Here is a 14,697-nt window from a genome sequence, read left to right on the forward strand (position 1 = left end):
CGGAACCTTGGATTTACGAGGGTGGTGAGCTTGGATTTGCAGACCTTCAGAGATTCGCTTGCGAAACCACAGCCGCCTGCCGGTTTAAGCTCTGCGCTGCAAGCGCTATGGTGGGATGCGAAGGGCGATTGGCACAAGGCGCACGAGCGCGCCCAGGAAGACGACGATGCGGCGGGCATGCGTGTACATGCCTACCTCCATCGCAAGGAAGGTGATCAATCGAACGCAGAATATTGGTATCGCCGCTGCGGCGCCGCACCGTCGATCTTGACGCTTGATGAGGAATGGGAAGAGTTGGCGCGGGGACTTTTGCACCACGGCTGAGCTCTGCGCCACGCAAAGTCTGCTTCTGCGGCGTTTGAGGCCATCAATGCGCCATACAACGGTTGCTTGCGCGCGCGGCAATGAACGTTGGATGTCGACCAAGCCCAGCTTGGCCCGCCGAATAGACATGGAAGAAGGACGGCAGTAAAGTTGCCCAATGGGTGCTAGGAAGGCGCCATTGCATGGCCAACGAATCCATCAGACGTCGGCTTGCTGCCATTTTGGCCGCCGACGTGGTCGGTTACAGCCGCCTCATGGAGCGGGACGAGAAAAACACCCACACGCTGCTCATGGCGCGCTGGAAAGAGGTGCTGGAGCCGCTCGTCGCAAACCATCAGGGCCGCATTTTCAAGAGGACTGGCGACGGTGTGCTTGTCGAGTTCAGCAGCGCCGTCAACGCGGTCGAATGCGCCGCAGCACTTCAGCACGCCATGGCGGCCGCGAACAGAGACATGCCGGAAGATCGGGCCATCGTGCTCCGCGTCGGTGTCAACCTCGGCGACATCATGGTCGACGACAGCGATCTGTATGGCGACGGGGTCAATGTGGCTACGCGAATCGAGGCGCTTGCCGAACCTGGCGGCGTGGCCCTTTCGGATGGAATTCATGAATATGTGCATGGTCGCACCGGCCTCGAATTCGTCGACAGCGGATATCACGAGGTCAAGAACATCGAACGTCCGGTGCACATCTGGACCTGGTCGCCGACCGACCTGACCAACGATCCCATCAAAGCTGCTGTCGAAGCCCCGCCGCAGCTTCCAAAGAAGCCATCGATAGCCGTTCTACCGTTTGACAACATGTCCGGCGACCCGGAGCAGGGCTATTTCGCGGATGGCATCACCGAGGACATCATCACGGATCTTTCGAAGGTTTCCGGCCTCTTCGTGATCGCCCGGAATTCCTCTTTCGCCTACAAGGGCAAGACGCCGGACATCCGCAAGGTGAGCCGGGAACTCGGCGTCCGCTATGTCCTGGAAGGCAGCGTGCGCAGGGCCGCCGACCGCATCCGCATCAATGCTCAGATGATCGACGGTACGACCGGCGGCCATCTATGGGCCGAGCGCTACGATCGCGGACTTGAGGATATCTTCGCGGTTCAGGACGAAGTGACCCGCACTATCGTCAACGCGCTCAGAGTGAAGCTGACGGCCGGCGAAGAGCAGCGGCGCGAGGGCCGCGGCAAGGTCGATCCGCAAGCCTATGACCTGCTCGTCCGCGCCCGTCAGGCCATCCTGCAGTTCAACTCCCAATCGTCCAAGGACGCACGCGGCATGCTGGAACGCGCCATCGATATCGATCCGGCGATGGCAGCTGCCTATGCTTCACTTTCGATCGTTGCCTTGTCGGACTTTATCAATCGGTGGAACGGCGCAACCCCTGAAAATCTCAAACAGGCGCTCGAGCTGGCCCAAAAGGCAATTGATACGGACGAGACCGAGCCGCTGGGCCATCACGCACTCTCGCTTGCCCTTTCCTGGATGCGGCGTCTCGACGAGGCGGAGGACGCCGCAGAGCGGGCGATCGAGCTCGACCCCAATTCGGCAAGCGCCTATACAGCACTTGGCAGCATAAGGGATTTCCAAGGTCGGCACGAGGACGCCCTGGCACTGTACACGCGGGCTCACCGGCTTGACCCGCAATTCGACCTGTCGCTGCATTTCCTTGGGAGGTCTCTATTGAGCCTCGGGCGTTTTGACGAGGCCGAGATCGCCTTCAAGCGTCGGCTGGCGCTTGCGCCGCGATCGGACATGACGCGTTTTTATCTTGCCTGCCTGTATGGTCGTATCGGGCGCCACGAAGAAGCGCGGCGATATTGGCGTGAAATGCTTGACGTCAACCCGAACTTTTCCATTGATCACCTCAAGCGGGCTTTACCCTACCGGAATTCCAATCTGTTCGATCGTCTGGTGGACGGACTCCGCGAGGCCGGGGTCTCCGTCTGAATACAACCGAAGACACTTTGTGGATGCAGCATAAATTCGAATATGCAAGCGGATTGTACCTGCCAAACCCATTTTGGCTGCAAATCAACTCCATAAGCATATCCATGTACTGTTTCTAACGTGCGCGTGACGCCGCTGGCAAAGCCCACGAGACACGAATTGGAAATACCCCTGCATGCTGCCAAGCAACCAGAGAACTTCTTCTTCGTTCCCTATGGAAATGAGCTTCCTTCCGGAGACAGCGACTTTCATTGTCGGTGCGTCAGGTCGCCGCGATTTATCGAGGAGTAAGCCGGCCATTGCGGGATTCGAGGCGAACAGCCTTGAGCCAGGCAGCCCTTCGCCTTGGGAATCGGACCATCTGCCGTGCCGATAGAATATGGTTCAGCAGCCGCCGCCTATGCTAGTTACGCCAAGCGGAATCATGGCTCCATGCCTCATACGTTTCGATCCGGCCCCTGTCGGCGCACTTCACTTCAAGCGAGGTCAGGTCCGTGATCTTATAGGTACGGCGCGTGCCGCAGACCGCGCCCCCATTGGCGAAAACCTCGACGACGCCGCGGTCGAAGAACAACGTCAACCGTTCGAGCGTCAGCGGCGCTGAGCGGTACTTGATGTCACCATTATCCTCCGCCACGGCCAGCTCAAGCCGCTGGGCGCTGTGAGCCAATCTAAAGCTCTCCCCGTCGCTGCCCCGCGCGATGATCTGAACGCCATCCAGATCGCCTGCCAAAGACAACTCGACGGGGCGCCCCGGTTCGCACGCGAATTGAAAAGGTGCAGCCTGTGGAAGAGTGCGGGCGCGCAGGCGCTGACAGCCCTTCTCCGGCATCATTGTCAAATTGAGTTGGGTGTCGAGGCCGAGCACGCGCGGGAGCGACAGCTCCCCGCTATAGGGCGAACCTCCCGGCTTGCGGAATTCCCAGTTGAAGAGCCAGGCAAAAGCGATCTGGCGGTCCTTTGCCAGGAAGCTCTGCATCGCGTAAAAATCCGTGCCGAAATCCAACTCCTGCAAAGCGGGAGTCGCGGGCATGAAGCGGTCGCTCTCGAAGGTGCCGACCTGAGCGTAAAGCAGGTTATGACGGCCGGTTTCCGGCTCAGTGTATCCTACAAAGCCCATCACCAGCACATGATGACCATCGAGCTGGAAAAAATCCGGGCACTCCACGCAGCGTGCGCCGTGCCGGCGAAAATGCTCGGGAGCGCGATAGAGGACGGACAAGAATTTCCAGTCCTTTCCGTCCTCGGACCCATAGAGCAGGACGGCCGGATCACCATCGATCGCCGCGCCGAGGACCATCCGATATGTGCCGCGGGCCGCATCATACCACACCTTGGGGTCACGGCTGTCGTGGGCGCTACCGTCGGGACCGTTGACAAGCACCAACTTATTGGCATCCGGACGCAGGAGATCGGCCGATGGCAGCACTCGCTTCTGCACCTCCTTGTAGTCCTTGAACAGGTCATAGGCCGGAAGCCGTTCTGTGTAGTAGAAGCTGAGCTTGCCCTCGGGGCCAACGAAGGCACTTCCCGAGAAGGCGCCGCCGGTGGCGCCTAGCGACCAAAGATTCTGTTCCGGATGCAGGAAGACCGGCAGATGGATCCAACTGTAGAGATCATCGCTGACGGCATGGCCCCAGTGCATGGGTCCCCATTCGGATTCAACGGGGTGGAACTGGTAAAAGAGGTGATAGCGGCCGTCGACGAAACACAGCCCGTTCGGATCGTTCATCCAGGCCTGAAACGGCGAGAATCTGAGCTGCGGGCGATTTGCATCGCTCTCGTACCACTCCGGCCAGGATGTCCTCGGTCGAGCGATGACGCGGCCATCGCGCAACTCCAGGAAAGTCACCCCTTTCTCAGCAACATCATCCGGGTTGAAGCTGTAAAGCAGTGGAATGTCAATGGCGCCATCGTCCCATTCTACCGTGAACGGACCGGCGGCATAATGAGTATAGGAATAGAATTGAAAATAGGGTGGCAGCCGCGCGATCCGGTAAACGACCCAATCGCCGACGCGCAGTACGAAGGCATTGGCGTGTTCTTCCGGAGCGGATTTTCCAGGCTTCTGCCGAGCCCAGATCTCCAACCGCACGCCGTGCTCAGCATCCAATTGCACCCTGTTCTTCATTCGATGGTCTCATTGATAATTTTTTCGAATAGTCACTGACTTTCGGGAGTATGCGTTCAGTCTATATTGAAACTTCGCCACTTTTCCCAGGAACTGGAGTACCTCTAAATGCGTTCAGTGTTTTGTCCATTACAACCTGTTCGTCATTTCCTGAATCCAGGACTATATTTCGTGCAGACCCCCTTTGCACGAGTACAGTAGTTACTTCTAGCGCGTTCAAATTGTTAGTTGAAAGCAATGCGCCGACTTGTGTAGAAAAACAGGCGCTGTTTGGTGCATGATTGATTTGCGATATTTCTGTTGTCGCCACGACGTGGTTATTAGCGATGTAATTACCGCTACCGGAAACCACATTAATTATCACAGGCTTTACGGCGAGAGGTTTGATATATTGAGTATCTATCGTTTCTGAAATGTGGTTCGCAATTATCGAATTGTTGCTGCCGTCAATTTGCAAAAGACCGAACAGATCATCCAAGCCATTATCGTACTTCTGCATCGGTGCCCATGGCTCGCGATCTCGCAAAAAGTGATTTGAGGAAACCAAATTTTCGCAACAGTTGGCAGCAAAAACCAACATTCCGGGATAAAACGAATGGAATCTGTTTCCTGTGACGGAGGAGCGCACCACGCCGGAAAAATAGACACTGCTGGCACCTCTAGGGAATACGTTGTTTGAGGATACTAGAATGCCCCCATAATATTCAGCATAAATGGAATGTCCTCTATATCCGGCTCCGACAAAATTATTTGCTATTCTTGAGGCCTGCCCCATACCTTTCAATTCGATACAGTTTCCGCACTCTGCAATGAAATTGTTATCTATCGCCAGCGCATCTGCATCATGAACAATAACTCCATGCTCCAGATAGATGAGACCCATTCCCGTTATTCGGAATGAGTCATTGGCGCTACCTACATAGATTCCCGTTTTGCCATTCTTGTATGTGTTTTCTGCATCATTTTGCCCCGAACCATCACCAGTGAAGTGCAGGCCATCGATGCAAAAATCAGCAAACTCCACAGAGCTAATACGAGGATTTCCAGTGCGCTTAACATAAAAAGCGGCTCCAGCAGCCTCACCGTCGGCGGCCTCTGGAGAAAGGTCCACAAGCATGCGACTTCCGCCCGGCCACACTTCGTGCCAGCGTGCCAGCTCGTTTGCGGGTGTGTTGAAACGGATGCTCGAAGACGTAAAACCGTGTCCAGAGCCCACAATTTTTAGATAGCTCACGTCTATAACGACTTGTGTGGCAAGACGGTAATCGCCCGGCGGTACATAGATGACTGCGCCAGGTTTCCCGCTATCACTTAGATCGGAAACAGTTTGCCTGCCCTTAATATCCGCAATGATGCTATTGATGACCGCTCCAATGTCCTCATAGGGATTACCTACCGGATACTTTGTCACGTCGTAACAGTTTTCGCTAAGCATTGTTAATGTCTTTTCTGACATTTCTTACTCCAGAGAGGCAGTATACTGATGTTCTTGATTGGCTTGACTGTGTAACCCGTTCAACCAGCTCTCCGTCTGAGTTCCTGGCTGGAGATCCGAAGGAGCACAGGCGATGGGTGCGACAGAGGGCTAGTCACTCTTGCTTTCTCCCGGCTATACCATCACCAGATGCTGGTGCGGGTGACCGGTTCAAAGAAGTGAAGTTCTTCGGCATCGACAGCGACTCGCGCAATGTCACCTGCTCGTACTGTGCTCTTCGGAGAAAAACGGGCTACAGCAGCTCTTTCGTCGCCAATATCGGCGACGGCGTCCGGGTCGCCAGCATCCACCCAAGGTGCACCGATATTCAGATGCACCATGGATTCAGAACCTAGCGCCTCAACAAGAGTGACTGGGGCCGAGATTTCGGCCGAAGAGGGGCGGATTGCTGCGTCGTTCATGTGCTCGGGCCGTATACCGACAATCACCTGACGGTGAGACGCACCGTTGAGAGAGGGGCGATATTCGAAGACTCGCTCCGGGACTTCGAAATTGTTGCTGCCCAGGGTCAGAGTCCTTCCATTCAGAACGGCCTCGTACAAGTTCATCGAGGGGGATCCGATAAAGGCGGCGACAAAGACATTGTCAGGGCGTTTGTACAGGTTTTGCGGTGTGTCGACTTGCTGCAGCACGCCGCCTTTCATGACAGCTACGCGGTCACCCATCGTCATCGCCTCGACCTGGTCGTGTGTCACGTAAACCGTAGTGACATTCAGTTTTCTTTGGAGGCTAGCGATCTCGGCGCGCATCTGCACGCGCAGCTTGGCATCGAGGTTCGACAACGGTTCATCCATCAGGAAGGCCGCTGGTTTGCGGACGATCGCTCGTCCCATGGCGACACGCTGTCGCTGGCCTCCTGAAAGGAGTGCCGGCCGACGGTCGAGCAAAGTCGTCAATTCAAGGGTGCGTGCGACTTCGTCTACGCGGCTCGCAATTTCGGCCTTCGGCAGCCCGGCCATATGCAGGGGAAAGGCGATATTTTCCCGCACTGACTTGTGGGGATAGAGCGCGTAGGACTGGAACACCATGGCGATATCGCGATCCTTCGGATCGACATCGTTGACTAACCTGCCACCGATCCTGAGTTCACCGCTAGTAATGCTCTCCAGGCCGGCGATCATCCTGAGCGCCGTCGACTTTCCACATCCTGACGGGCCGACGAAAACCATGAACTCGCCATCCCTGATGTCGAAGCTCAGATCGTGCAGAGCGTGAAAGCTGTTTCCGTAGACCTTGTTGATAGTGTGCAACTCTATGGCGGACATGCTTCTGCCTCCCTCATCCCTTTACAGCGCCGAATGTCAGGCCGCCGACGATCTGTTTTTGAAGTGCGAGCGTTACGAAGATCACGGGAAGCGAATAGAGCACCGCGGCTGCGGTCATCGCTCCCCAGGCAAGCCCGTAGACTGAGTTGTATTCGGCGATGACGATCGGTGCCGTTTTCGTAGCCTCCGAAGTCAGCAGCAACGCGTAGAGGAACTCGTTCCAACTCGTAATGAAGGTGAAGAGCGCAGTCACTGCGATCCCACCAGTCATGACCGGAAGGATAATCTTCCGGAATGCCTGGAAACGTGTGCAGCCATCCATGCGTGCTGCTTCTTCGAGTTCCTTCGGCACGCCTTCGAAGAAGGCGGACATGAGCAACAACGCCAGCGGGACGGCAGCCGAAGTGTGGGCGAGAACCAGGCCCGGAATCGTATCGAGAAGTCCCAGAGCCTTTAGTAGCTGGAACAGTGGCACACCGAGAGACACCGACGGCACCATGCGCGTGACCAGCGCAAACAGCAGGAACAGGGTGGTGATCCTACGCCGGTACTGCGTTGCGACGTAGGCTGCGGGGACCGCCACCGCTAGGGACAGCACGGTTGTCAGCACCGCCACCGTGAGCGAGCTTGCGAATGCCTTCGGCAGAGCCGACGATTGCAGCACTTCGCGAAAGTTTTCGAGCGAGACCACTGCAGGGAGGAAGCTTGGCGGAATCTGCTGGACATCCGCCGCCGGCTTGATCGAGGTCATGAGCAGGTAGACATATGGCAGCGCATAGGACAGAACGAGCACGAGGGCTGCCGCGTTGACCAGCATGCCATTGATATTGAAGCGGCGTGCCCTACGCATGAGCCGGCCTCCATATCTTCCAATATGCCGCGGCGGCGAGAACCATCATTACGATCAGGAACAGGGTCCCGGATGCTGATGCCTCGCCAAGATCGCCAAACCGAACCATGCGCTGATAGATGTTCATCGAGAACACTTCCGATGCGTGATTGGGGCCGCCTTGCGTCTGTATCCAGATGAGGTCGAAGGTCTTGGCCGCATCGACAGCGCGGACGATGACAATGACGGCGATAACCGGACGCATCAGCGGCAAGGTGACGTGCCAAAACCGCTTGAACGCATTCGCGCCATCAATCCGGGCAGCTTCGAGCAAGTCTTTCGGAATGTTGGTCAATCCTGCGTAGGACACGAGCGCGACAAAGGAGGTCGTCAGCCAGATATCGGCGAAGGAAACGGAATAGATCACGATGTCCTCGTCGGACAGCCAGGCGATCGCATCGGCGTCTCTGATAATACCCAGATGGACGAGCCCATAATTGAGAATGCCAATGTTGCCGACCAGCAGGAAGCGCCACAGCAGGCCGGCGACGATCGGCGGCACCATCAGCGGCAGCGTGAAGATCGTGCGATGCCAGCGCGATCGGCCAGGAAGTGCCGAAAACAAGAGAGCGGCGCAGAAGCCGAAGGCAAACTCGAAGAAGAGCGCAAACACCGAATATTGAATCGTTCTCAATGCGCTTTCGGCGACGCGCTTGGAGGTTAGCGCGTCGATATAGTTCTTGAGGCCGACCCACTCCCTTATGTGAGGGGTGATGGTGTCGACCTTGAAAAAGGAATCAAACACCAGGAGCCCCACCGGGTATGCGACCAGCAACCCTAGGATGGCGAGCGCCGGCGCAAGCATGCAGAGCACAAATCGGTCTTCACCCGACATGGCTGTCTCCGAAAGCTGACGATGGGCGGAGGATTTTCTCCTCCGCCGGCGATGCGGACATAGACTTAGTTGAGGATGTCCTCGATCGTTTCCTTGGCATCCGTCAGCACCTCGCCGACATCCGCCTTACAGGTCAGGGCCTGCTGCACGGCGGGAAGGACAGCTTCATCGACGATTTCCTGATATTTTTCATTCATCGGCCGCCCCTGGGTCGCCGGCGCACTCAACGTCTCAAGCAGCGGCGCGAAATGTTCATATCCCGGCTTGCCGGAATAGCTGCGATAGGCGGAGTTCGTCGCGGCAAGGCCGAGCGGCGCTTCGATGCCCAATGCGTTGTTGGCGATCGCAAAGGCTATGAATTTCTTGGCTGCGTCCTTGTGCTGCGACGTCGAAGGAACAACATTGTACCAGGGTCCCGGAATGGCGGCGATTCCGGCATCGCCCGCCAGCATCGGTGCAACGCCGACCTTGCCGCTGACCTTGGAATCCGCGGGCGTCATCTTGTAGGCGTGGGCCCAGAATTTCATCATGGCCGTCCTGCCTTGATAGAACAGGTTCTGAGCCTCGCCCCAACCGATCTCATTCACATTCTCCGGCACCGATTGATCGGTGCAGTGCGGGGCGATATAGAATTCGAGCGCCTTCTTATGCGCTTCATTATCGATGATAACTTTGCCATCCTTGTCGAGGATCACACCGGGCGAGCCCGCCTGAAGCACATGCGCCATCCATTCTTCGGAAAAGGTGCCGATGGTGTCGGTGCCCCAGAAGTCGGTTTTGCCGTCGCCATCCGTGTCGCGGGTGAAGAACTTTGCCATGTCGCGCCATTGTTGCCAGGTCTTCGGCGGAGCAAGGGGATAGCCATACATTTCCCGGAACGCCTTCTGCTCCTCCGGTTTTTCAAAGAGGTCCTTGCGATAAAAGACGATCTCCGAATTCGCCCAGGCGGGCATTCCGATCATTTTGCCTCCAACCTGTGCGTCGGCAAGCAAAGCTGGTGGCAGATCCTTGCGAACCGCGTCGGTGAAAAGGGGTGAGAGATCCTCGACATGGCCCGCGAATTTGGCGTTCCAGACAACATCGATCGTAACAACATCGAACGCCGATGAACCGGAGGCTATCTCGGCCGAGAACTTGTCGAATACGCCCTGGTAGGGAACGACCGTGAACTCCACCTCGATGCCGGTCTCGGCGGTGAACTTCTCGGCCACGGCCTTCTGCAGCATCTCGCCACCGCCTTCGACCAGGACATTGATGGTTTCGGCATTCGCCGGCGCCGCCATGAAGATGAGCGCAAGCGCGCTGGCTGAAAGCAAATTCTTCATAGAGATCCTCCTCTCTTTCAGTGAGGCTCTCACTCCAGCCTCCGATGAAGGCCACCATATTCGAGCCATGACGACGTTGTCAACGTCAATTGACGACGTTGTCACAAAAATTGTCGACGTTGTCATTGCCTTGGTGTAAGACTGCTTCGGAGAGAAAGGATTCCGATATGGTCAGCATCGTCAGTGTCGCTAAAGCGGCAGGGGTATCGAACAAGACCGTGTCCCGGGTAATAAACGGCGAACCGCATGTAACCGAGGACACGCGAGAAAGAGTGGAAAAGGCCATTCGGGATCTCGGCTACATTCCCAACATGGCAGCGCGCCAAATACGCTCAAGCCGCTCCAACACGTTCGGGATTATCACCGACTATGTTTCCACGACGCCCTATTCGGTGGATATTGTGCGCGGAATCCAGGACTGGGCCAATACGCATGGAAAAAGCATCCTGATGGCAAACTCCGGCGGATTACCCGAAAGGGAGGCGGATATCTGGAAGATGTTCCAGTCCCACCGTATAGACGGGGTGCTCTATGTGACGATGTACCACCGCGTCGTGGACCCCGAGGCCGGCGATGTCAACATACCGACAGTAATGATCAACTGCCGGCCGCAGACGAGCGAACTCTTGCCATCCATCGAGCCTGACGATTTCCAGGGCGCCCGGGACCTCACCCAATACTTGCTTGAACGGGGACATCGAAGGATCGGCTATGTCAGGCTCAACCCGATTCTGCTCGGCGCTGAACTGCGCCTCGATGCCTTCCGCCGCACTGCGAAGGAATTCGGCCTCGCCGAGAGCGACCTCTCCATTCGCCTTGGAATGGAAGGACCGGTCGGAGTGGAGGAGAATTATGTATTTGCGGCGGCATCCGAAATATTGCAGCAAAAGGACCGTCCAACCGCGATCATGAGCGGCAATGATGAAATGGCGATCCAAATCTATATTGCAGCTTTGACGTTGGGACTTAGAATTCCGCAGGACGTCAGCATTGTTGGCTTTGACGATTTCAGAACCGTATCATTGGCACTCAAGCCCGAACTGACCACCGCGGCATTGCCGTACTATGATCTCGGTTTCCAAGGTGCCGAGTGGTTGAACAGCATCATTTCTGAAGAAATGGTGCGCGCGAATCGTCGTGTCATCTCGTGCAAACTTGTAGAGCGTGCATCTGTGTGTGCTCTGTAGAACCGCCGGAGCGATGCCGCCCGCGATCTATCCCGTCAAGTAGCTTAGCTAGCCACCTGATTACGGGAACGCTTGAGCATGGAGGCCTGCCAGAACTGGCATGGTGCAGTTGAACGGTTTGGAACCAGAACCTCCTGATCGATCCGCAAGGGCCAGTCCGGGATCTCTTCAACATCAGCCAGAGAGTAGCTGATACTTCGCCCTCCCCTTGCTTCCCGAATGAGAATTCCGCGTCCCACGAGATCAGTCGCGCAGGGCGGTTTCCGGTGAGGTCTGCGTTAGCTTGACCCCACCTGGACGACGTTAATTTGCCCTCAAAGCCCTCGAAAAGTTGATTGACGACCTTGCGCTGGCGCTTAGGCCTGCCGGGCGTCAACTACCCCTTTCACGATGCGCTCGTCACCAATTGCGGCCGCATCTGCATCTACCTCAAGAAGATCAACATCTCGACCGTGCTGGCCGGACAGAAACTCGGAATCAAGGAAGTCGACGACGGCATTTGGCCCGTCAGCCTCATGCATTATGATCTGGGATACATCGACCTGGAGCAGAGAACCTTGCAGACCATCGACAACCCTTTCGACACGAGGTTGTCACCCATGTCTTAGGTACAAACTGTTACCTATGTCTCCGGGCTGGATAGGGCTGGACACTGATTTTTTGGTAGCGGAGGAGGGATTCGAACCCCCGACACAAGGATTATGATTCCTCTGCTCTAACCTACTGAGCTACTCCGCCGCCTGTGCCGCAAAGCTTCTCAAGCGAAGCCGTTTCGGCTGGTCGGGCGGCTTATAAGGTGCTGTTCCGGCTAGTGTCAAGCAATGTCTTCGGGAAATCGTGAACTTTTCCCGGAGAGCCGGATTGCAAGTCTCAGGCCGCCGCCGGCGCCTGCAGGAGCGCCTGGAGCGCTGCCTCGGCGGCGGGCTCGCGCTCGGATTTGCGGATGAAGCCGCCGCCATAGACGCGGGCGTTCTCGCCGGTACCGGAATAAAGCGCGCAGGCCTGGCCGGGCGCAACGCCCGCCTCGCCTTCGACAAGTTCGACATAAAGCCCTTCGGCGTCGCTCTTCAGCAGCGCCGGCGCCGGTTGGCGGGTGGAGCGGACCTTGGCGAAGCACTCGAAACCGCCGGCCGCCGCCGCCTGCAATTCCTCGTCCCCGAGCCAGTTGACATCGCGGAGATAGACGCGGCGCGTTTCCAGGGCCTCCTTCGGGCCGACAATGACCCGTCGCGAGCGGGCGTCGAGATAAATGACGTAGAGCGGCTCGCCGGTGGCAATGCCGATGCCGCGACGCTGACCGATCGTGTAGTGCAAAATGCCGTCATGCGTGCCGAGCACGCGCCCGTCGAGATGGACGATCTCGCCGGCGAGCGCCGCGTTCGGCTTCAGCTTGGAGACGATGTCGCTGTATTTGCCCTGCGGTACGAAGCAGATGTCCTGGCTATCGGCCTTTTTGGCGACGACGAGGCCCATCTCTTCGGCAAGCGCCCGCGTCTCGGTCTTGGAGAGACCGCCGAGAGGAAAGCGCAGATAATCGATCTGCTCCTGCGTCGTCGCAAAGAGGAAATAGCTCTGGTCTCGTTCGGCGTCCGTCGGCCGGTAGAGCGCCCGCTGACCCGCATAGCGCGGGTTCGGGCTCGGCCGCGAGCGGATATAGTGGCCGGTCGCCAGCGCGTCGGCCCCGAGTTCCCTTGCGGTCGTGAGCAGGTCGGCGAACTTGACCGTCTGGTTACAAGCGACGCAGGGGATCGGCGTCTCGCCGGCGATGTAGCTCTCGGCGAAGGGATTGATGACGGTTTCGCGGAACCGCGCCTCGTAGTCGAGGACGTAATGCGGAATGCCGAGTGTTTCCGAGACGCGGCGCGCATCGTCGATGTCCTGGCCAGCGCAGCAGGAGCCGGCGCGGTGCACCGCCGCGCCGTGATCGTAAAGCTGCAGCGTGATCCCGAGCACGTCGTAGCCCTCGCGCTTCAACAGCCCTGCCACGACGGAGGAATCGACGCCGCCTGACATGGCAACGACGACGCGCGTATCTTCAGGCTTGCGATCAAAATCGAGACTGTTCACGGGATCCAATCCGGCATCGGGGCGCGGTCTGATCTCCGCCACCGCCCCTAATCTTTGCTTGCGGCCGTAAGGCGCTTTCGCCAACGGCATTTTCCCACGGGCTTACGTGCCGCGACATATAGAAACTTGTGCTTCGCGCCGCAAGTGCGGTGCTTTCTGCACTACAGCGCCGCGCGTCTTATCAGACGCGCAAAGGTCGCTGTAGCACTTTGAATCGCTGCATGTCTTTGTCCTTAAATCGAGGTCGATTTAAGGAGACATGCAGTGGGCGCCGTCAGATCAGCTTCATCCGCATGGCAAGGGCGATCGCCTGCATGCGGTTGACCGCGTCCAGCTTGCGGGTGGCGCTCTTGAAATAGCTCGCCACCGTATAGGCCGAGATGCCGAGGATGATGGCAATCTCATCGCTGCTCTTGCCCGCCGCCGCCCAACGCAGGCACTCGATCTCCCGGCTCGACAGTTTCTCGCGTACCAGGCCGCCGGACTCGAAGGTGCGCTCGAGACACTCGAAGGCCTGGACGAGCGCCAGATAGATCATCGCGCGCTCCGCGCCAGCCGGCTCCTCCCGCCTCCCCGAAAGCATCGTCAAGAATGGCTCGCCGGAGGTGGTATGCAGGAGCACCGCGAAGTGGCGGGCCATTTCCGGATGGAGCTGGACAGGGCGGACCGCCTCCCTCCCCTCGCCCGTTCCCGCCGCCTGCAGGAGTTCCTCCCCGCCCGTTACCGGCAGTTTCGTTCGACGCAGACGCTCGGCAAGCGGACTTTTCGGAAAGATCGCCGCCGCATCGAACTGGCGCACCAGCTCGGCAGGCCAGTTGCTGAGCACGAGGCATTCGGCAAAGCGCTGTTCCTCAGCCATGGGTAGCCGCGCGACAACAAAATGCGAGTAGCCGAAGCAGGAAATGAGCCGCCGCATCAGGTGGAGGACCTCATATTCCGTCCGAACCGAGCCGGGTTCGACGTCGAAAAGCATGTCCAAGGCAGCCTCGCACTGCAAGGCCGGTTTGTTCGTTTCCATCATTCCAGATGCACCGTTTCACCGGCTTCGCCGCCGGCCGACACAAGAGCTCCGCACTCGGACATTGCGCCGAAGAATGTTCGACCCGGTCATGTGGCGCCGAGCGCGGCCAGACCGGCAAGTTCCCATGCAAAACCGGGAATCCGAAGCGCACGGGTGGGCGCTCCTTCCTATGGGGGCGTCCCGTTATGCGCGATCTCACTCCGAATGAAATG

The 14,697-nt window shown here is 57.7% G+C and carries 11 protein-coding genes, 1 tRNA gene and 1 pseudogene; 4 read left to right on the forward strand and 9 right to left on the reverse strand.

Annotated features, from left to right (window positions below):
* The first annotated feature begins 21 nt into the window (after nt 1-21).
* Together J2Z31_RS18380 and J2Z31_RS18385 are read left to right on the forward strand one after the other, a co-directional pair.
* Nucleotides 22-324 (forward strand): hypothetical protein, encoded by a 303-nt coding sequence (locus tag J2Z31_RS18380; protein ID WP_209603176.1) that lies wholly within the window; start codon nt 22-24, stop codon nt 322-324.
* 182 nt (nt 325-506) lie between these two features.
* Nucleotides 507-2,270, forward strand: coding sequence for an adenylate/guanylate cyclase domain-containing protein (locus J2Z31_RS18385; RefSeq protein ID WP_209603178.1), 1,764 nt, complete (start codon nt 507-509; stop codon nt 2,268-2,270).
* A 403-nt stretch (nt 2,271-2,673) separates the two neighbouring features.
* Here J2Z31_RS18385 and J2Z31_RS18390 read toward each other — a convergent pair whose 3' ends face one another.
* From J2Z31_RS18390 to J2Z31_RS18415, 6 genes are all read right to left on the reverse strand, one after another.
* Nucleotides 2,674-4,401, reverse strand: a complete 1,728-nt coding sequence (locus J2Z31_RS18390) for a GH32 C-terminal domain-containing protein (RefSeq protein ID WP_209603180.1) — start codon at nt 4,399-4,401, stop codon at nt 2,674-2,676.
* Between the two features lie 61 nt (nt 4,402-4,462).
* Entirely contained in the window at nt 4,463-5,836 is a 1,374-nt protein-coding gene (locus J2Z31_RS18395) for a NosD domain-containing protein (protein ID WP_209603740.1), read from the reverse strand.
* 182 nt (nt 5,837-6,018) lie between these two features.
* Nucleotides 6,019-7,161 carry an ABC transporter ATP-binding protein gene (locus J2Z31_RS18400; protein WP_209603183.1) on the reverse strand — a complete coding sequence of 381 codons (1,143 nt, stop codon included), beginning with the start codon at nt 7,159-7,161 and terminating at the stop codon, nt 6,019-6,021.
* A gap of 13 nt (nt 7,162-7,174) precedes the next feature.
* Nucleotides 7,175-8,011 (reverse strand): carbohydrate ABC transporter permease, encoded by an 837-nt coding sequence (locus J2Z31_RS18405; RefSeq protein WP_209603185.1) that lies wholly within the window; start codon nt 8,009-8,011, stop codon nt 7,175-7,177.
* Nucleotides 8,004-8,885, reverse strand: coding sequence for a carbohydrate ABC transporter permease (locus tag J2Z31_RS18410; RefSeq protein WP_209603187.1), 882 nt, complete (start codon nt 8,883-8,885; stop codon nt 8,004-8,006). The genes J2Z31_RS18405 and J2Z31_RS18410 overlap by 8 nt, the downstream gene beginning before the upstream one ends.
* 65 nt (nt 8,886-8,950) lie before the next feature.
* Nucleotides 8,951-10,210 (reverse strand): ABC transporter substrate-binding protein, encoded by a 1,260-nt coding sequence (locus J2Z31_RS18415; protein ID WP_209603189.1) that lies wholly within the window; start codon nt 10,208-10,210, stop codon nt 8,951-8,953.
* 167 nt (nt 10,211-10,377) lie between these two features.
* Between J2Z31_RS18415 and J2Z31_RS18420 the strand changes: the two genes are divergently transcribed.
* Both J2Z31_RS18420 and J2Z31_RS18425 read left to right on the forward strand, forming a co-directional pair.
* Entirely contained in the window at nt 10,378-11,397 is a 1,020-nt protein-coding gene (locus J2Z31_RS18420; RefSeq protein ID WP_209603191.1) for a LacI family DNA-binding transcriptional regulator, read from the forward strand.
* Between the two features lie 359 nt (nt 11,398-11,756).
* Nucleotides 11,757-12,005: pseudogene (locus tag J2Z31_RS18425) on the forward strand (IS481 family transposase); the annotation flags it as partial.
* 53 nt (nt 12,006-12,058) lie between these two features.
* On the opposite strand, the gene J2Z31_RS18430 reads toward J2Z31_RS18425, so the two are convergent.
* The 3 genes from J2Z31_RS18430 to J2Z31_RS18440 all read right to left on the reverse strand — a co-directional run bounded on the left by J2Z31_RS18430 (nt 12,059) and on the right by J2Z31_RS18440 (nt 14,437).
* Nucleotides 12,059-12,135 (reverse strand) — tRNA-Met (locus tag J2Z31_RS18430).
* Nucleotides 12,136-12,267: 132 nt separating this feature from the next.
* Nucleotides 12,268-13,464, reverse strand: a complete 1,197-nt coding sequence (mnmA, locus tag J2Z31_RS18435; protein WP_209603193.1) for a tRNA 2-thiouridine(34) synthase MnmA — start codon at nt 13,462-13,464, stop codon at nt 12,268-12,270.
* Between the two features lie 274 nt (nt 13,465-13,738).
* Nucleotides 13,739-14,437, reverse strand: coding sequence for a helix-turn-helix transcriptional regulator (locus J2Z31_RS18440; RefSeq protein ID WP_234939533.1), 699 nt, complete (start codon nt 14,435-14,437; stop codon nt 13,739-13,741).
* Between the last annotated feature and the right edge of the window lie 260 nt (nt 14,438-14,697).

It is taken from the genome of Sinorhizobium kostiense, from assembly GCF_017874595.1.
GTDB classification, from domain to species: Bacteria; Pseudomonadota; Alphaproteobacteria; order Rhizobiales; family Rhizobiaceae; genus Sinorhizobium; species Sinorhizobium kostiense.

What these genes read in the sequence shown, in the direction of transcription:
- J2Z31_RS18385 (WP_209603178.1), top strand. Translation starts at nt 507, where the DNA reads ATGGCCAACGAATCCATCAGACGTCGGCTTGCTGCCATTTTGGCCGCC.
- J2Z31_RS18390 (WP_209603180.1), bottom strand. Translation starts at nt 4,401, where the DNA reads ATGAAGAACAGGGTGCAATTGGATGCTGAGCACGGCGTGCGGTTGGAG.
- J2Z31_RS18395 (WP_209603740.1), bottom strand. Translation starts at nt 5,836, where the DNA reads ATGCTTAGCGAAAACTGTTACGACGTGACAAAGTATCCGGTAGGTAAT.
- J2Z31_RS18400 (WP_209603183.1), bottom strand. Translation starts at nt 7,161, where the DNA reads ATGTCCGCCATAGAGTTGCACACTATCAACAAGGTCTACGGAAACAGC.
- J2Z31_RS18405 (WP_209603185.1), bottom strand. Translation starts at nt 8,011, where the DNA reads ATGCGTAGGGCACGCCGCTTCAATATCAATGGCATGCTGGTCAACGCG.
- J2Z31_RS18410 (WP_209603187.1), bottom strand. Translation starts at nt 8,885, where the DNA reads ATGTCGGGTGAAGACCGATTTGTGCTCTGCATGCTTGCGCCGGCGCTC.
- J2Z31_RS18415 (WP_209603189.1), bottom strand. Translation starts at nt 10,210, where the DNA reads ATGAAGAATTTGCTTTCAGCCAGCGCGCTTGCGCTCATCTTCATGGCG.
- J2Z31_RS18420 (WP_209603191.1), top strand. Translation starts at nt 10,378, where the DNA reads ATGGTCAGCATCGTCAGTGTCGCTAAAGCGGCAGGGGTATCGAACAAG.
- J2Z31_RS18440 (WP_234939533.1), bottom strand. Translation starts at nt 14,437, where the DNA reads ATGCTTTTCGACGTCGAACCCGGCTCGGTTCGGACGGAATATGAGGTC.